Origin of the sequence: Pseudomonas sp. PDM22, assembly GCF_014851965.1 — a bacterium.
Lineage (GTDB): Bacteria > Pseudomonadota > Gammaproteobacteria > Pseudomonadales > Pseudomonadaceae > Pseudomonas.
Genome location: NZ_JACVAR010000003.1, coordinates 704,189 through 721,795, shown reverse-complemented (window position 1 = coordinate 721,795; position 17,607 = coordinate 704,189). Strand labels below are relative to the sequence as shown.

Annotated in this window: 9 protein-coding genes; 1 reads left to right on the top strand and 8 read right to left on the bottom strand. The window is 66.0% G+C overall.

The genetic code is table 11. The features are described 5' to 3' along the window. Nucleotides 1-413: 413 nt before the first annotated feature. Nucleotides 414-740: a hypothetical protein gene (locus tag IB255_RS14265; protein WP_081519032.1), complete on the top strand. Its 327-nt coding sequence runs from the start codon at nt 414-416 to the stop codon at nt 738-740. A 23-nt stretch (nt 741-763) separates the two neighbouring features. Here IB255_RS14265 and IB255_RS14260 read toward each other — a convergent pair whose 3' ends face one another. From IB255_RS14260 to IB255_RS14225, 8 genes are all read right to left on the bottom strand, one after another. Then, on the bottom strand, nt 764-1,237 hold the full coding sequence (locus tag IB255_RS14260; RefSeq protein ID WP_139791603.1) for a hypothetical protein: 474 nt from the start codon (nt 1,235-1,237) through the stop codon (nt 764-766). After that, nucleotides 1,234-11,409, bottom strand: a complete 10,176-nt coding sequence (locus IB255_RS14255; RefSeq protein ID WP_225594829.1) for a filamentous hemagglutinin N-terminal domain-containing protein — start codon at nt 11,407-11,409, stop codon at nt 1,234-1,236. Before IB255_RS14255 ends, IB255_RS14260 begins: the two co-directional genes overlap by 4 nt. A gap of 56 nt (nt 11,410-11,465) precedes the next feature. After that, nucleotides 11,466-13,166 (bottom strand): ShlB/FhaC/HecB family hemolysin secretion/activation protein, encoded by a 1,701-nt coding sequence (locus IB255_RS14250; protein WP_225594828.1) that lies wholly within the window; start codon nt 13,164-13,166, stop codon nt 11,466-11,468. Between the two features lie 167 nt (nt 13,167-13,333). Next, a complete protein-coding gene (locus IB255_RS14245) occupies nt 13,334-13,582 on the bottom strand; it encodes a hypothetical protein (RefSeq protein WP_081519030.1) in 249 nt (82 codons plus the stop codon). A 278-nt stretch (nt 13,583-13,860) separates the two neighbouring features. Further along, on the bottom strand, nt 13,861-15,039 hold the full coding sequence (locus IB255_RS14240) for a gamma-butyrobetaine dioxygenase (protein ID WP_192210502.1): 1,179 nt from the start codon (nt 15,037-15,039) through the stop codon (nt 13,861-13,863). Nucleotides 15,040-15,052: 13 nt separating this feature from the next. Continuing rightward, nucleotides 15,053-15,982 carry an alpha/beta hydrolase gene (locus IB255_RS14235; RefSeq protein ID WP_192210501.1) on the bottom strand — a complete coding sequence of 310 codons (930 nt, stop codon included), beginning with the start codon at nt 15,980-15,982 and terminating at the stop codon, nt 15,053-15,055. A gap of 6 nt (nt 15,983-15,988) precedes the next feature. Next, on the bottom strand, nt 15,989-16,462 hold the full coding sequence (locus IB255_RS14230; protein WP_151188813.1) for a thioesterase family protein: 474 nt from the start codon (nt 16,460-16,462) through the stop codon (nt 15,989-15,991). Nucleotides 16,463-16,562: 100 nt separating this feature from the next. Further along, the gene (locus IB255_RS14225; protein WP_192210500.1) at nt 16,563-17,528 is read right to left on the bottom strand and encodes an L-carnitine dehydrogenase; all 966 of its coding nucleotides are present in this window, start codon (nt 17,526-17,528) and stop codon (nt 16,563-16,565) included. Nucleotides 17,529-17,607 lie beyond the last annotated feature (79 nt).

Below are 17,607 nucleotides of genomic sequence, written 5' to 3'. Positions count from 1 at the left end.
GGAGAGCGACGGAGTTGTGACAGGGATGTCTGCGCCGAGCTTCCTGCCCTTTAAAAGCTCTTGTTGTTAAAGATCGAAAAGACGAATTTCCGACCTTAGCGAACTCAATCGGGAAACCCGTCAGCCGTTTCCCAAGACCTTGCGGGACGCGGTGGAATGCGCGCCAAAGCGTAGAAAAGAGTGATCTGTAAACGATAAAATCACAGCATATTTTCGACAGTACGCAGCAGATTGGCGACCTTTAAACGCAAGTTCGATACGTCGGCCAACAGCGTATAAACAGAACATGATCCTGAAATGCCGAACGGCGCGGATCACTTAAAGGAGTTTTGCGGTAACGCAAAAAGACGCGGGCCGACGGTGCGTCAACACCGCCGGCCCGCTAACCACAAGCAGCTAACAAGGAGCTGAAAATGGCTGACGCGAATCATACGTCACACCCGTCCACACGTCCCGCCGTCCACGACTTTATCCCGCTGGCGACGGCTTCACAGCACAGTCACTTCCCGCGTGACGCCACGCTGTTCCTGAACACCGATGCGCCCGCCGAGGCGTTGTATGACGCGGCGGAAGATCGGCTCGGCGCCGTGCTCGACCTGCTCGCCGTGCTGGAAAGGGTCGATGTGGACGACATACCCATCAGGAACGTTTTCCAGATCAGCCGCGCGCTGTTGTTGCTGGCGTCCGATGCGCAGTCGTTGTATCAGGCCGATCACGAGCAGCGAGGTAGGCGGCGGTAAATCGTAGGTAAGAAAACCCCAGCTCATTGGCTGGGGTTTTTATTTGATATTTCAGAGAAGGCTCGCCGGATATGTTCAGTTAGGCCAACCAAATCATCATAAGCAGCGGGACCAAATTCCGGCTCATATTGAGCCAAGTACTGCCCAGTACTAATTCCAGCCTGAGCAGCCTCCTCTCTAACTTCAACCATTTTTTCCGGACATACCATCCAGTTCGTGCCAGGAAGAGAGTCTCTCTTATGTTCAACTAGCAGCCACTTTATTTTTCCACCATATGAAAGCAAGGAATCCTTCAGCCTAGCTATAACCGCCTGACTTTCATGCTCAAATCTAAATGAAATATATGGCGGATACTCTGGGCGCTCAATCTTTTCAAAGCGTCCGTTAAGCCATACCTCTGGGCTGCGCTGCTGATACCTTCTCCACTCAAGCGAGCTAATGTCTTCCAATACATTTAACAAATCCCCTTCGGGGGCTGATATTCGCCGAGTGCTCATCTCAACCCCTTCAACTTATCAGAGATTGTAACGCCTTCTGGATTCATCCCCTTGATATGCTGCTCCCAATCTCCTTTGGGAATTGGTTGCGATGACAAGCGTGGATCGTAGACATATCGACCATCGGTATAAACCTGGTGATAGAACTGTTCAGGCTCTTTAGCGCCGTTCGTATAAAGATTCAAGTTACCTGGCTTGGAAGGTCTAACCTCGATAACTTTTCCTTTCCCTCCCGCCGCACTCATTAGCTTACTTGCAATCTCCGAGCAGTCTGTCCCACCGCAGGTCGTCATGCCTTTGATTTGCGGGCTCTCCATCGCTTCTACGACAGCTTTGTTTGGTGGGAATGCCGGATTAACCGGCCGGAATGGACGGTCCATTCCTGGCGGGATGAACTCATCAGCGGCCTTTCCAGCGGTCCCAGCCCCTTTTGCCGCCGCCGCCCGTTCAGCCCGCACTAATCCCCAATACTCGTAGGCCTTGTTTACACTAGATGACGCTCCTGGAGCAACTGTTCCACCCGGTCGCTTGGCCCCGACTCCAGCGCCAGCCATTCCAGCTACAGCACCAATAACGGTAGCGCCGAAGCCATAAACTTCATCCAGGTATTCGCTAGCCCGAATACTGCGATCAATCAACTCGAACTTATAGCTTTCGCAGGTAACCGTGGTGCAATTCAGCTCCGCCAAGGCAGCCAGCCCGCCTTGAATCGAGGTCAGCAGATCCTTTGCCCGCACCGGACCAGCCGTCTTCAGAGCGTCTTCGAGATTACCCAAGCTGTCCTGGTTGTAACCATTACCTACCCAAACGTTCTGCTGGCACTGAGTGTTGCTGCCACAGGCCGTGATGTCGTGAACAAAGTCTTGGGTCTGGTCGTGATTAAGGAAGTTGTATTGGGTGGCGTTCTTGGCTACCCAGCCGCCGGTCTGCAAGTTCTTCTGGTCTGAATCAACCAGCGATGCTGCCAGCACACCTACCAACTCCGAGGACATCGACAGCAAGGCGTCGCGCTTCTCGGGGCTCAATTGAGTGATCGCTTGGCGAAGCTCATTGGCTAGTGTTTCGTTAGCACCTGCGGCAATAGCTCCACTGCTGAAGTCACCACCGGCAGCTTCAGCAACCAGACCGCCGACCAGTGCGTGAGCCGCAATCTTCTGCGCACTTCCAGTCTTAAGACCCGCATCTCCTATCGCATTGAAAGCTACGGCAGCAATGGTGTTGTAGAGAGTATTTTGCAGGGCGTCGCCGAAACTGCCGCCCTCTCCCATTGCCTTGTTCAGCGCAGTAGCGGTGACATTCTGCAATGCCTGATTTGCAGCAAAGCCCCCAATACCGCTGGCCGTGCTCAAAGGAGTAATGATCTTGTCGGTCGGCACCTGAGTTTTGGTGCCTGTCCAATCGTCGAAGTACCCTGTCGTCAATCCACCAACGACGCCAGCAACCGCCATTTGCTTGAGGCTGTCGCTGCTGAAGCTGTCGTTGAGCACCTTGCCTAAATCGCCCTTGTTATTGATCAGGCTGACCGCTGCGGTACTGGACAGGCTGCCTGCAGCACCAACACCGGCACCCATAACAACGGTGCCGCCGGCCACTCCCGCGCTGCTCAGCGCTCCCGCTGCAGCAATTCCACCAATAGCCGCCGCCGCAATGGCCACCACCAATTGAGTGGCTGGCCCCATCCCCGAGTGGCTGTACTTGTACGAGTCGTGAATCTCCTTCACCGCTCGCCAATCCACATCTCCGCGCGCCTCGGCATCCTTGATCCAGGCCAGGTTCGGATCGGCCTGCACCATCGCATCGATGGCCTGGCTGACAGTCTTCTGGTCGATGTGCTTGTAGTCGATCTTCAGGCCGTCCACGGCTTTGATGGCGATGTTGCCCTGGGCGATCATCTGGGTCTGGCGCAGTGTCTCGTCGGTCTTGCCTTCGCCTTTGGATCTGGTCCAGGAGAGATCGCTGTCTTCCTTGGCGTGGCTTTCCTGGTGCAGGTCCTTGACCGCCTCGAAGGTGACTTCGCCGCCGCTGAGAATGGCGATGTCATTGCCGGCCTCCAGCTTGGCGCCCTGGTACTTCTGGTCGCCGCCGCTGAGCAGGGTGATGTCGGAGCCGGCACTGATTTCGCTGCCCACGGCTTTGACGTCGGTGACTTCGTCACGCTGGGTTTTCTTCTTGCCCCAGCCGCCCTTCTCTTCCATGTCGTAGAGCGAGTAGTCGCTGTCGTTGGCGGCGAGCAGTTCGATCTTGTCGCCGGCGACCAGGTAGGCCTCGTTGCCGGCGCCGATCTTGCTGCTGACGAGGGTGAGGTTTTCGCCCGCGCTGATCAGGACGTCGCCACCGGCGTTGACCTCGGTGGCCTGCTGGCCCACGTGGTCTTCCTGGGTCGTGACCTTCTTGCCGCCGCCCTTGTACTTGGCGTCGCTGTGCTCTTCGTTGGCGGCGGAGGCGAGGACTACGTCGCGCCCGGCGCTCATGGCGATGTCGCGGGCGGCGTCGATCCGGCTGGCGACGGCGCTGAGGTCGCGGCCGGCGTTGAGTTCGAGGTTGCCGCCAACCTGCACCTCGCTGCCGTGCTGGGTGACGCTGGTGACGTTGCCGGTGATGCGGCGGCTCTGGAAATCGATGCTGTCGACTTCCTGCGCGGCCTCCAGGCGCAGGTCGCGCCCGGCGGTGAGGTCGGCATTGCCGCCGGCCTGGATGACGCTGCCGGCGCTGATCAGGTCGCGGCCGGAGGTGATCTCCAGGTCGCCTCGGGCTTCGATGCGGGCGGCGTTGTTGGCGATTTCCTTGTGGATGCGGTGGGCGTCGTTGCTGGCGTCGACCGAGGTGATGCTGCGCTCGTTGATGACGTCACCGGTCAGCGCGGTGAGGCTGACGTCGCGGCCGCTGATGATGCCGCCAGCCGCGTTGCGGATGCTGTCGACGGCCAGCAGATCGAGACGGTTACCGGCTTCGATCAGGCCGCTGTTGTTGATGTTGGAAGCGCTGGCGGCGAGGTCGCCACTGGCGCGCAGGGTGCCCTGGTTGGTCAGGTTGCCGCCGCTGATCAGCGACAGGTCGTTGCCCATGATCAGGGCGCCATTCGCCGCCAGGCGACCATCGGCCTGGGCGAGGTAGAGCACCGGCACCAGGACCTTTTCACCGTTGATGGTGGCTTCTTCGAGCCAGACGATGTCGTGGGTCAGCGCGGCGACCTGGGCGGCGGAGAGGCCGACGCCCAGTTGCAGCTGGAGGCTGTCCTTGTAGGCGATGGCGTTGTCCATCAGGTACTTGAACAGGGCTTCGTCGCTGGCCATGCCGTCGATGTAGCGCTGGCCGGTGCGGGCGACCACTGCCTGCTGGATCAGGCGCTGTTCGTAGAGGCCGTCGCCGAGGCGCTTCTGTGCCTTGTCCGGGTCGTAGCCGAGCTGGCCGAGCAGGTAGTCGGAGCCGAGGAAGCTCTTCAGGTTGGTCAGCTCGGGGTTGGTCTCGATCAGGTATTTGTGGCTGTTGTCCGGTGTGGCGCTACTGGGCAGGCCCTGCACGCGCGGGACGTTGATGGCCGCACCCGACTGAGCATCAGCGGCGGCGGCATTGCCACCCGGAGCAACGCTGCCCGCGCCAGCCACAGCGCCGTCGAGGCTCCGTTCGCGCTGCGCGGCGCTGATGCTCTGGCCGCTGAAACTGAGATCGCCCGCACCCTGCACAGTGCCGGTGCTGCCGCCGGTGCCGCCCTGCCCGCTCAGGCGGAAGAGGCCGTTTTCGCCCTGCGGCAGGCTGAAGCCCGGCAGGGTGACGGGGTTGACCTGTTTCTGCGCGAGGTCCGGCGGCAACTGCGAGGTGATCGCCAGCTGGACGGTGGTGGCGCCGTTGGCAACGCCGACGTCGCGCGGACTGATGGTCTGGGTGCCGGCGTCGCGCTTCACCACGCTGTTGTCGAAGCTGTCGCTGGCATTGATCGTCACATTGCCGGTGGCCTGGATCACCGCGGAGGCAGCGGGCGTGCCGGAGACAGGGATGACGGACTCGGTCATGCTCCGAAAGGCTTTTCCCTCCGGATAGCCACCAGACTCAAGAATCTGCAGTCGAGTCAGTGCGCCGGGACTGTAGTCTGACGAGTTGGGATCGTTGTAACGGTTGTAGAGGTCTTTGTTGTTCCGAACGGCCCAATACAGGTTGTCATCACGCGAATAGAAGCTGCCATCAAGGTGGCGCTCTTCCCCACCCGCGGCGCCCTGGTTGCGGAAGGTGGCCGTCTGGATGTCGATATTGCCGCCCGAGGCAATGCTGCTGTAGAGGTTGTCGAAGGAGTCGCCACGGAAGCGGAAGTCGCCACCAGCGGTGATCGAGGCTTGAGGCGCGTCCTTGAGGATGATGTCCTCATAGCGCTCCCAGGACTGGAACTTGAATTCGCAGCCCTTGCCATCGCAGACGTCGTCGGCATACATGCGGAAATTGCCGGCAACAATGCGCTCGCCGATCTGGAAGTCGTCGGCACGGCGGTTGTCGAAATCCTGCACCAGCAGGGTCATGGCCCCGCCGCTCTCGAAGCTGCCGGAGATGTTTTGCACGCTGCTCGCCCAGCCGTCCTGGTCGTTGGCGGCGATGTGCAATGTGCCCAGGCTGTAGAGGTCGGCGTTGCGGTTGATGAAATTCTGCGTGCGCAACTGCATGTTGCCGCCGCTGAAGATCAGGCCGTTCTCGTTGAGCAGGTTGGGCGTGCCGAGGTAGAGGTTGCCGGCGGCACCGAGGGTGCCGCGGTTGTTGAGGCTGGCGGCGCTGACGCGCAGGTCCTGGGTGGCGGTCAGGCGACCGCCGTTGTCGAGGGTGCCGCTGCTGTTGATGACGGTCGTCGCGCCACCGCCTCCAATGCTGCCGCTCTGGCCGATACCGATGTAGCCAGCGCCGAGGGACAGGCTGCCCAAGCTGCTCAGGCGGCCATCGGCGGTGTAGTTGCCGCTCAGATCGAGATCGAGCGTGCCATCGCTGGCGATCAGGCCGGCGTTGGCCCAGTTGCCGCCGCGGCCGATGAGGCTCTGCGCGGCCAGCAGCTGGCCGTACTGCCCCTGGTCGAGCTGGCCGATGTCCAGGTTCAGGTTGCGCGCCTGGATGATGGCGTTGTTGGTCCAGCTGGCGGCCTGGTAGGTGAGGCTGCCGTTGGAGGTGAAGTTGCCGCCGGCCTGGCCGGCCTGGGCGAGGTCGACGCCGAAGGTGCCGGTGCCGACTTGCAGCACGTTGCCGCCGCCGTTCTGCAGGGCGCCGGTCTGCAGGATCAGGTCCTGGGTGGCGCCTTCGATGCGGCCGAGGTTGTTGTTGAGCAGGCCGCCGCTGACGATCTTCATCTGGCTGGGGCTGGCTGCGCGCAGCAGGCTGACGGGCGTCTGGCCGAGTGCGCGAATGGCGCCGACCACGTTGTTGATGCTGGCCGCGCCGAGGGTCAGGTTGCCGCTGCTTTCGATCAGGCCGAACTGGTTATTCAGCGCGCCGCCGAGGCTGGCGTCGAGGTTGCCGGCGCCGATCTTGCCGCCTTGGCCAAGTGCTGCGCCGTCGTTGAGCAACTGGTTGCCGCGCAGGTAGAGCAGGCTGCCGGCATAGAGGCCGCCGCCCTGGTTGTTCAGGTCGGTGGTGCTGATGCGGTTGTCGCCGCTGACCGCCGAGAGGTGGCCGGCGCGGTTGTCGATGCCGCCGGTAGCGGTGATGTCCAGTGCCTTGGCCTGGGTGGTGCCGGCGTTGTTGCTGAACTGGCCGGTGACCAGCTTGAGGTTGCCGTTGGCGGCATTGATGACGCCGCCGCTGTTGTCGAGGCTGCCACTGCCCAGGTCGAGCTGGCCGGTCTGGCTGATGATGCGGCCGTTCTGGTTGCCGAGGGCGCCGGTGGCCTTGAGGGTGGTGTCGCCCTGGCCCTGCAGGGTGCCGCCGCCGTTGGCGATGCTGGCAGCGCTGAGGTTGAGCTGGCCGGCCTTGCTGAAGACCAGGCCGTCCTGGCCGTTGAGCAGCTCGGCGGTGAGTTGCAGGGTCAGGTCGTCCTGCGCGGCCACGGTGCCGCCAGCGCTGTTGTCGAAGCGCCCGGCGAGGACCTTGAGCAGCCCCTGGCTGGCGAGCTGGCCGCCACGGTTTTCCAGGCTGCCGACGCTCAGGTTGAGCGGGCCGCCGCTGGCGATTTTCGAGCCGGCGCCGTTGTTCAGCAGGGCGCCGAGCAGGCCCAGGCGCAGCGCGCCCTGGCTGACCAGGCTGCCGCCGCTGTTGTTCAGGCTGCTGGCGTCGTAGTCGACGCTGGCGGCGCTGATCTGCCCGGCGCGGTTATCCACAGCCTTGGCACTACCGGTCAGGCTGCCCTGGGCGCTGAGCAGGCCGCCGTTGCTGTTGTCCACGTCGCCGCTCACGGTCAGGCCGAGCCCGCCCTGGGTGGAAACGATGCCGCCGGCGTTGTTCAGGCTGCCGGCGCCAAGGCCGAGGTTGCCCTTGCTGACCAGCGCGCCGGCGCCGTGGTTGTCGAGCGCGCCGCTGACCGTCAGGGTCAGCGCGCCATCGCGGCTGGAGAGCGTGCCACTGCTGCTGTTGTCCAGGCTGGCGGCGTTGACCACCAGGCCTTGCCAGCCGGAGAGCAGGCCTTGGCTTACGTTGCGCAGGGCGCCGGCGTTCAGTTCGAGCTGGCCGGCGCTGATGATCCGGCCGCTGTCGCCGTTGTCGAGCTGGCCGCTGGCCGTGAGCGCGAAGCCCTGGCTGGCGGAGATTTCCCCGCCACGGTTGTCGAGGTTGCGCAGGCCGTTGATCTGCAGGGCGCCGGTGGCGCTGAGCAGGCCGCCACGGTTGTCGAAGTCGCCGCGCTGGGCGCCGTTGCCCAGGTCGAGGGTGACCTTGCCTTCGCCGATCAGCGCGGCCTGGCGCTGGATCAGCTGGGCGACGATCAGGTGCAGGTCGCCCTTGGCGGAGATTTCCCCGCCGCCGGTGGATTCGAGCTTGCCGCCGCGCAGGGTCAGCGCGCCCTGGCTGGTGATCAGGCCACCGGGTTTGCCGGCAGCGCTGGCGCCGTTGAGGACGTTGCCGGCGCCGAGGTCGAGGCCCTGCGCACCGCTGATTACGCCATCGCGGTTGTCGAGGTCGGCGGTGTTGGCGTCGAGACGGCCCTGGGCGAGCAGGCGGCCGTCGCGGTTGTCGGTGCTGCCGGTGGCCAGCAGCAGGTCGCCGGTGGCGGACAGCAGGCCGCCCTGGTTGTTCAGGCTGGCGCTGCCGACATCGAGCTTGCCGCTGGCGACCAGTGCGCCGTCGCCGTGGTTGTCCAGCGCGCCCTGGCTGCGAACGAGCATGTCACTGCGGCTGGCGAGGGTGCCGCCCTGGCTGTTGTCGAGGCTGGCGGCGTTGACGCTGAGGCCGTTGCTGCCGGAGAGCACCCCGGCGTTGCTGTTGTTCAGTGCGCCGCTGGTGAGGGTCAGGCGGTCGCCGGAGAGAATCTTGCCGCCCTGGTTGAGCAAGGCCCCGGTGGTGAGGGCAAAGCCGCGGTCGCTGGAGATTTCGCCGCCCCGGTTGTCGAGGCTGGCGACGTTGCGCAGCGCCAGCTGGCCGGGGCTGCCGAGCAGGCCGCCGGCGTTGTTCAGGGCGCCGCCCTGGAGGTCGAGGTCGACGCCGCCCTGGCCGATCAGCTGGCCGCCGCCGTGCTGGTCGAGGCCAGCGATGCGGCCGTCGATGACGCCGCGCGCGGAGAGGCTGCCGCCCTGGCTGTTGTCCAGCTGGGCGGTGGCAAGGTGGATGGCGGCGTCGGTGACGATGCGGCCCTGCTGGCTGTTGTTGAGTTTTGCGCCTTGCAGGCGGATATCGCCGGCGGCGCTGAGGATGCCGCCGGCGTTGTTCAGGTCGGCGCCGGCGAGGTCGATGCTGCCGTCGCTGAGCAGCTTGCCGCCGCGGTTGTCGAGCGCACCGGCGAGACGGGAGAACAGCAGGCCGGCACTGGAGACCGCGCCCCCACGGTTGTCGAGGCTACCGGCGTTGAGGGTCAGGCTGCCCTGGCTGAGCAGGGCGCCGTTACCACTGTTGTCGAGCGCGCCGGCCAGTTGCAGCCAGAGGCTGTTCTGGCTGTTCACCCGGCCACCCTGGCTGTTGTCCAGGCTCTGCCCGGTGATGCTCAGGCCGTCGCGGCCGGCCAGGGTGCCGGCGCGGTTGGCGATGTGCTGCACCTGCAGGTCGAGGCCGGCGTCGCCGATGACCTTGCCGGCGCCGTTGTCCAGGCTGGCAGCCTGCACAGCGACCTTGGCGCGGCTGGAGATTTCGCCGCCCTGGTTGAGCAGGTCGGTGCCTTTGACGCTGACGCCGTTGTTGGCGGCGATGAGGCCGCCGTTGCGGTTGTCGAGCAGCCCGGCGTCGAGGTTCAGCGCGCCCTGGGCGAGCAGTTCGCCGCCCTGCTGGCTGAAGCTGTCGGCCTTGGCCTGCAGGTCGCCCTTGGCATTCACGCTGCCCTGGGCGTTGTTCACCTGGCTGGCCGTCAGGCGCAGTGCCGCGCCGCTGTCGAGGGCGCCGCCCTGGCTGTTGTCCAGCTGGCCGACGTCGAGCTTCAGGTCACCCAGGCTGCTGATCACGCCCAGCGCGCTGTTGTTCAGGCTGGCCCCGGAAAGGGTCACGCCGGCATCGCCGACCACCAGCCCGCCACGGTTGTCGAGGTTGCCGGCCTGCACACCGAGCGCGCCCTTGGCCGAGAGCAGGCCATCGGCCTGGTTGTCGAGCCTGTGCTGGACGCGGGCCTGCAGAGTGCCGTTGCTGACCAGAGTGCCCTTGCCGCTGTTGTCGAGGCTGTCGAGGGTGAAGTCCAGCGACTGCTCGGCGGAGAACAGGCCGAGGCGGTTGTCCAGCGCGCCGCCGCTGACTTGCAGGCGGTTGGCGACGGCCTGGCCGTTGCGGTTGTCCAGGCGCGCGGCGTTGAGCGTCAGTTGATCGCTGGCGAGCAGGCGGCCCTGGCGGTTGTCCAGGCTGGCAGCGCTGACGCGGGTGGTGGCGCCCTTGAACGCGCCGCCCTGGTTGTCCAGGGTGCCGCTGGCGTTGGCGTCCAGGTTGCGGCTGGCGACCACGCTGCCGCTGTTGCGCAGGGTCTGCGCGGTGATCGCCACGTCGCCCTGGGCGTTGCGGCTGTTATCCGGGTTGACGCCGGCTTCGACGACGCCGCTGTTGCTGACCTGTGCGGCGGTGAGCGCGACACGCTGGCCGGCCGCGAGGCTCTGGCTGTTGCTCAACTGGCCGCTGGCGTTCAGCTCGGCGACGCCGCTGGCGTAGGCCGGGCCGGTGACGGCAATGTCGCTGGCCTTGGCGCGCAGGTTGCCGGCGGCGCTGGTGCGGGCCAAGGTCAGCTGGCCGTTGGCGTCGATCTGAATGTCGCCGCCGCTGGCGGCCATGTTGCCGGCGAGTTTTACGCCCACGCCCTGCTCGGTGCCCACCAGGCGGATGGCGCCGGCGTACATGCCGCCCAGCGCGGAGCTGTCGATGGCCAGTTGCGGCTTGGCGCTGCCGTCGTCGGCCTTGGCGGTGGCGGCGAGGGTCTCGGCGTCCACCTGGTTGCGGCCGGTCACCACGGCGAGTTGCTGCGCGTAGAGGTCGGCGTTGAGCTTGGCGCTGCGGGTGATCAGCTCGAACTGGTCGAGGTTGCTGGCATTCAGGCCGGCGCCTTCGACGCTGATCTCGCCGCCGTCGACGTCGTAGCCACGCAGGCGCTCGCCATCCATCAGCGGCTTGCCGGTGGTCAGGGTGGCGCGCGGGGTATTGATGAAACCGCAACCGTTGCAGGTGATGCCGTGGGGGTTGGCGACGATGACGTGGGCGGCCTGGCCGGCCACTTCGGTATAACCGCGCAGTTGCGAGGGGTTGGCCCCGGTGACTTCGTTGAGGATCTTGTTGGCCGCGCCGCCCTTGAGGTTCGGGTTGCCGACGATGATCCCGCCCAGCTGGGTGGACTGGGTCTTGCCGGTGGCGTTGTTGAGGATCAGGCCGTTCTGCCCGACGTTGTAGTCGCTGAACTTGTTGTGGGAGAGCCCCGCGCCGTTGGGCGTGGCGATGTTCACCACGGGCACGCCATTGCCCGCCGCGCCCAGGTGCGTATTGCCACCGGCTGCCGCGTCCACCGCCAGCTCGGCCGCTGCCGCGACGATGGGGTTGAGGATCAGGATGCCGGCAAGCACGCTGGCAATGGCCTGGTACAACGGGTGGCGTACGTCCATGTGGGAATCTCCCAAGTGCCGGCAGATGCCAGCTACTAGCTAAAGAGCGAATCGGTTCAGAAGAAGAGGTCGACGCGGAAATACACCGGGTGCTCGCGTCGCTCGATGATGTCGGGGCGCTCCAGGGAGCGCGCCAGGGTCACGGAGGCGGCGGCGTACTGCCCGCGCGCACTGAACTCCAGGCCGTGGCCGCTCATGCGTCCGGAGAGGCCCGGGTTGTATTGGCCGTGCTCGATGGCGCCGAAGTCGTAGGCGTAGGCCACGCCGTACTCCTGCACCCAGGGCAGCAGCGGCTCCCAGGTCACGGCGCGGCGCCAGCGCAGCTGGTTGCGCCAGTAGTAGCCGGAGTCGCCGGAGAGGGTCTGGTCCTTGAAGCCGCGGATCGAGCTGAGGCCGCCCAGGCTGATGCGCTGCGGGCTGTAGAGCAGGTCTTCGCTGTGCTGGCCGGTGGCGAGGCTTTCGAAGCTGAAGGCTTGCTCCCACAGCGTGAACGGCTGCAGGTAGCTCAGGGTCAGGCTGTATTTGTTGTAGCGGGCAGTGGGGCTGCCGTGCGGGGCGCCATGCTCGTCATCCTGCGCGCCGAAGGCGCCGATGCCGCGCTGCCAGCCGATGTCGGCGTTGACGAAGGCGCTGCCGATGCGCCGGCCATGGTTGAAGCCCAGGTTGAATTCGCTGAGGTGGGTGCTGGAGACGTCGAGCAGGGTGTCGTCGATGTAGTTGCGCGTGCGCTGGTGGCTGAGGCCGAAGTTCACCCCGGTCTTGCTCACGTCGTCGCGGTGCAGCACGCGCTCGGCGCCCAGCTGGTGGGTCTCGTTGTCGCCGTCGTACTTGAAGGCGAAGCCGGCGTCTTCGTTGCGGGTGCGGTAGTAGTTGCGGCTGTAGCTGTAGTTGAAGGTCCACCAGCCGTAGGGAACGCTGTACCACAGGCTCTGGTTGTCGGAGTGCTTCCAGTGGTCGCTGACCACGTCCTCGCCGTAGCGCAGGCCGAACTGGTCGGCCAGGCCCAGCGGGCTGTCCCAGTCGAGGCCGACGCCGGCCTGCTGTTCGCCGGAGGTCGCGTCGCCGTTGTTGTCGCGGCTGGCGGAGACGCGCCAGGGTTTGCTGCGCTCACCCTTGAGCTGCACGCGGCTGCCGCCCACTTCCTTGCCCGGTACCAGTTCCATCTGCGCCTGGCGCGAGGGCAGGCGGTTGATCTGGTCGACCAGCTGTTCCAGGTCACGCAGGTTGAGGACTTCGCCGGTGGTGCCGGGGAAGGTCATCGCCAGCTCGCGCTCGCTGGCCAGCTCGGACTGGTCGAAGCCCTCGAGGCGGCCCTCGACCACGATGATCTTCAGCTCGCCACTGGAGAGGTCCTGCTGCGGCAGGTAGGCGCGGGTGGTGACGAAGCCGCGCGAGAGGTAGTGGTCGGTGATGCCCTTGAGCAGCTCGTTGAGCTGGTTCACGCCCAGGCATTGGCCCTGGTACGGCGCCAGCAGCGCTTCGCGCGAACGCGCGTCGAGGTGCTCGGCGCCTTCGAGGCTGATGCTGCGGACAGTGAAGCAACGGGTGTCCGGCGCGGTGGTCGGCGGCGCCTCGGTCGGTGCCTTGCCGGGGAGCTGCTTGAGCTCTTCCAGGCGCTTCTGCTGTTCGCGCAGCAATTGTTCCTGGCGCTGGCGCTGAAGGTCGTTGTCACCCGGTGAGGGGAGTGGCGCGGCAAAGCTTGCCGAGGCACAGCAGAATGCCAGGACGGGCATCCAGCCACGGTAGAGAGCATGCATCCTTACGATCCCTGTCTTCTGGCCAGGCGGCCAGTTCATCCAAAAAGACGAATTGGATCATATTTGATACATGATGCCCTTAGGCCATTACCCCGACGAACTGTAAGCCATTTCCCATTTTCTGGGAGATGCCGCGCACAAACGATGCTTGCCTGTGCGCCTGATTGTCACACTTTGGGTACCAGCGCCGGCAGCAATTGCCGGGAGATCGCCTCGCGCACGGCGGGCAGCAGGGTCGCATTCCCCGCGAGCATTTCCTCCACCAGGCGGCGCAGCGCCAGCGAGCGCTCCGGGGTCAGGCCGCGCACGGCGTATTCGCAGGCCTGCTCGGCGGTGATGCCCGGCGGCACGGCGAAACCCAGCGCTTGCAGGCGTTCGCGGAAATCGTCCTGGTCGATCAGGTCGGCGTGCATCATCGCGGGTCTCCTTGGGAGCGGCAGGGGTCTGCATCGATTCTGGTAAGCCCGGCGGGGCGCGGCAAGCATCTGTCCGACGGAATGTCCGCGGCGGGCAAGCGCAGGTCGTTTTCGGCTAACCGAGGCGGCGACGCGACGCGCAGACTGGCTTCCATACCCCGCAGCCGGCACCGGCGCCAGCTGCGGGGCCTCGCACACTGAGAGCCCGAACCGGCTCGATTTGTCCCCTGCCGCGCGTCGGGCGCCGCAGGGGATTTTTTTGTCCGGCTTGCGCCGCTTCACCGCTCGCGCTGCAGCACCAGGATGCGTGACAGCAGTTCGTCGCGGTCGATGTAGCAGCCCTGCAGGTGCCGCTCGCCGCTGGCCGGGTCGAAGGCGGTGCGGGCGTGCAGGGTGCGGCGGTTGTCGAAGCACCACATCTGCCCGGCGCGCAGCTTCTGTTGCAGACGGAAGCGCGGGTCACGGGTGAGCGTGAGGAACGCCCGCCAGGCGTGATACAGCGCATCCATGCGCTCGGCCGGGGCGTCGAAGGGGCCGCGCAGGAAGTTGGCGATGCGGATTTCGCTGATCTCGCCCCGCGCGTCCAGGGCGATCACCGGCGCCAGGCAGCGGTAGTCGCTGCGGCGGTCCTTGTTGCGGAATTCGATGGGCATCTCGCAGAGCGTGCGGAAGTCTTCCGGCGCTTCGTCGCGCAGTGCCTGGGCGATGGCGAAGCCGTCGACGAACACGCTGTCGCCGCCGTCGGCGTTGTTCACCAGGCAATGCAGGAATTGCAGCCCCGGTTGCAGTTCGCGGGTCGGCAGGTCGGTGTGCAGCGGCAGGTTGAAGGCGGTGTAGGCGTTGCTGTCGGCGGCCGCGGCCTTGGACTTCACATCGAACAGCACACCGAAATTGGTCTCGCGGATGAAGGCGATGCGCTGGGCGATGCGGTGCAGGGAGCCGGGCGCGGTGGGCACGCCATCCACGCGGCTGAGGCCGAGGTCGCGCAGGGCGAGCATCCATTCCAGCAGTGCCGAGTCGTCGTCCATCAACTGGTCGTGCTGGAACACCGGCACCTCGAAGTCGCGGCGCCAGGCGCGGGTGGTCTGGTGCGCGGCGAGGCGTTCGGCGCGGGACTCATCGTCGTAGGCGTGGGCGCGCAGCCAGCCCGGGTCGTACTGACTGCGGTGGCCATCGCTCCAGTGCACACACAGATAGCCCAGTTCGATGGCGGCCCGTTCGGGCGCAAGATCGGCGGGCACGTCGATGATCTCCAGCACCTGCTCACGGGTGACCGCGTAGACGCAGTCGCCGCACGGGCAGTTGTCGCGCAGCCACTGGTGATGGAAGGGACTGACGCGGCCGTCGTCCCATATCAGGTCGAGGCGGTTGGCCTGCGGGCGCAACGAGGTCAGCGCAGCGGTCTGTGGATAAGTGCGCCAGTCGGCGATGGTGGGACGTTCCAGCGTCGTTTCCATGCTCTTCTCCTTGTCAGCTCAGGCTGCGGCGCAGGGCCGCGATCAGGGCGCCGCGCAGGGCATCCACTTCCGCCACGCGCCGGGCGCGCAGGCAGCCGTGGACGAGTCCGGCACCGGGGAAGTAATCCACCGCCACGCCGGCTTCGCGCAGGCGGTCGCGGTACAGCGCGCCGTCGTCGCGCAGCGGGTCGAACTGGGCGACGGCGATGAAGGCCGGCGGTAGGCCGCTGAGGTCTTCGGCGAGCAGCGGCAGCGCCAGCGGGTCGCGCCGGTCGGCGGGGCGCGAGAGGTAGGCGGCGAGGTAGTCGTCCACCGCCGCACTGGTCATCAGCGGTGCGTCGGCGCAGGTGGTGCGCGAGGGTGTGTCGAGGTTGCCCAGCGCGGGGTAGATCAGCGCCTGGGCCAGCGGCAGCGCTTCACCACTACCGCGCAGGGCCAGGCACAGCGCGGCGGCGAGGTTGGCGCCGCCGCTGTCGCCGGCGACCGCGATACGGGTTTTATCCACAGGCTCGCCGAGGCCGTCCCGGTGAATCCGCCGCCAGGTGTCGAGGCAGTCGTTGAGGGCCGCGGGATAAGGGTGCTCGGGCGCCAGCCGGTAGCTGATGGCGACCACCAGCGCGCCCAGTTCGGCGGCCAGGGGAATGCAGATCATGTCGTGGGTGCGGGCGTTGCCCAGTACCCAGCCGCCACCGTGGATGTAGAAAATTGTCGGCCAGCCATTCGCCGGCGGTGCGCCTTCGGGCCGGTAGAGGCGCAGCTCCACCAGGCCGTCAGGCTGTACGTCGCGGACCAGCAGGCCCGGCGGAACCGGCGGCGCGAAGGCGGCGGCCATGCGCTCGTAGTTTTCCCGCTGGGCGTCGAGCGTGGGGCCTTCCAGTGGGTGGGCCTCCGTCTCGGTGACGAAGGCCTGCATGGCATCGGACAGCGGATAGCGCCGGCTCATGTCCGCTCAGCCCGGCAGGCCGATGACGCGGCCGACGTAGTCCGGGCGCGGCAATGGGCGATGGGCCTCGGCCAGCGCCAGCACGCGCTCGAGCACGACGCCTTCGAAGGGCGCCGAGCGCGCGCCACCTTCGAGGTTCACGTGCAGCAGCATCTGTTCGCTGGCGGCCAGGGCGAGGTCTTCTCCAGCGCGGTGCAGGCTGTGGAAAACCTGCAGGCGCTTGCGGTCGTGGGCGATCAGCTGGGTGCGCACTTCGACCCTCTCGCCCTCCTTCACCTCGTGCAGGTAGTTGAGGTGCACCTCGAGGGTGAACAGTGAATCGTTGGTCGCCGCGCGGTGCTCGGCGTCGAGGCCGAGGTGGTCCATCAGGGCGTCGGTGGCGTAGCTGAACAGCAGCAGGTAGAAGGCGTCGCGCAGGTGGCCGTTGTAGTCGGTCCACTCGGCGAGGATGGGGGTTTCGTAGGTTTTCAGGGCGTGCATTTTCGGCTCTCTATTCAGGTCCCCTCTCCCCAACCCTCTAACTAGGCGTCCCCCCCTGAAGAGAGAGGGGGCCGTCCGGAGCGGGCGGTGAAATGAGAGGTTAGTCGGCGAAGGCGAAGCCGTGTTTGGTCTTGGTCTCCTTGATGGCGCCGAGCACCGCCAGCAGGCAGTCATCGCGGTAGCGCTCCAGCTCGGCGATGCTGCGGCTGCCCTGCTGCTCGGCGGTGCCTTCCACCACGCGGTCGATCAGGGTGTCGGTCAGCTCCGGGGCGGGCAGGTAGGTCCAGGGCAGCTGCAGCGCCGGGCCGAACTGGGCCATGAAGTGGCGCATCCCGGCGTTGCCGCCGGCCAGGGTGTAGGTGAGGAAGGTGCCCATGAAGGACCAGCGCAGGCCGGCGCCGAAGCGGATCGCATCGTCGATCTCGCCAGTGCTGGCGACGCCGTCGTTGACCAGGTGCAGCGCTTCGCGCCAGAGGGCTTCGAGCAGGCGGTCGGCGATGAAGCCGGGGACTTCCTTGCGCACGTGCAGCGGGCGCATGCCGAGGGACTGGTAGACCTCGATGGCGGCCTGCACCGCTTCCGGCGCGGTCTTCGCGCCGCCCACCACTTCCACCAGCGGCAGCAGGTAGACCGGGTTGAACGGGTGGCCGACCACGCAGCGCTCGGGGTGCGTGGCGTCGGCATAGAACTCGCTGGGCAGCAGGCCCGAGGTGCTGGAGCCGATCAGGGCGTTGGGCTTGGCGGCGGCACTGATCTTCGCGTGCAGCTCGCATTTCAGGTCGAGGCGTTCGGGGGCGCTTTCCTGGATGAAGTCGGCCTCACGCACGCATTCTTCGATGGTGGCGACGAAGCGCAGGCGATCGGGCGAAGCGCCGGGGGCGAGGCCGGCCTTTTCCAGGGCAGGCCAGGCGTTGGCGATGCGCGCACGCAGCGCGGCTTCGGCGCCGGGAGCCGGGTCCCAGGCGATGACGTCGAGGCCATGGGCCAGGGCGCGGGCGACCCAGCCGCTGCCGATGACGCCGCTGCCGAGGGCGGCGAAGGTCTTGATTTGGGTGATGAAGGACATGGGTGGCTCCGGAAAGTGGGCGGGGCGTCGGGTTCTTCGTAGGGCGCATAACGCGCAGCGTTATCCGCCGATCCAGTTC

Coding starts and splice junctions, on each gene's coding strand:
- IB255_RS14265 (WP_081519032.1), top strand. CDS start 414: ATGGCTGACGCGAATCATACGTCACACCCGTCCACACGTCCCGCCGTC.
- IB255_RS14260 (WP_139791603.1), bottom strand. CDS start 1,237: ATGAGCACTCGGCGAATATCAGCCCCCGAAGGGGATTTGTTAAATGTA.
- IB255_RS14255 (WP_225594829.1), bottom strand. CDS start 11,409: ATGGACGTACGCCACCCGTTGTACCAGGCCATTGCCAGCGTGCTTGCC.
- IB255_RS14250 (WP_225594828.1), bottom strand. CDS start 13,166: ATGCATGCTCTCTACCGTGGCTGGATGCCCGTCCTGGCATTCTGCTGT.
- IB255_RS14245 (WP_081519030.1), bottom strand. CDS start 13,582: ATGATGCACGCCGACCTGATCGACCAGGACGATTTCCGCGAACGCCTG.
- IB255_RS14240 (WP_192210502.1), bottom strand. CDS start 15,039: ATGGAAACGACGCTGGAACGTCCCACCATCGCCGACTGGCGCACTTAT.
- IB255_RS14235 (WP_192210501.1), bottom strand. CDS start 15,982: ATGAGCCGGCGCTATCCGCTGTCCGATGCCATGCAGGCCTTCGTCACC.
- IB255_RS14230 (WP_151188813.1), bottom strand. CDS start 16,462: ATGCACGCCCTGAAAACCTACGAAACCCCCATCCTCGCCGAGTGGACC.
- IB255_RS14225 (WP_192210500.1), bottom strand. CDS start 17,528: ATGTCCTTCATCACCCAAATCAAGACCTTCGCCGCCCTCGGCAGCGGC.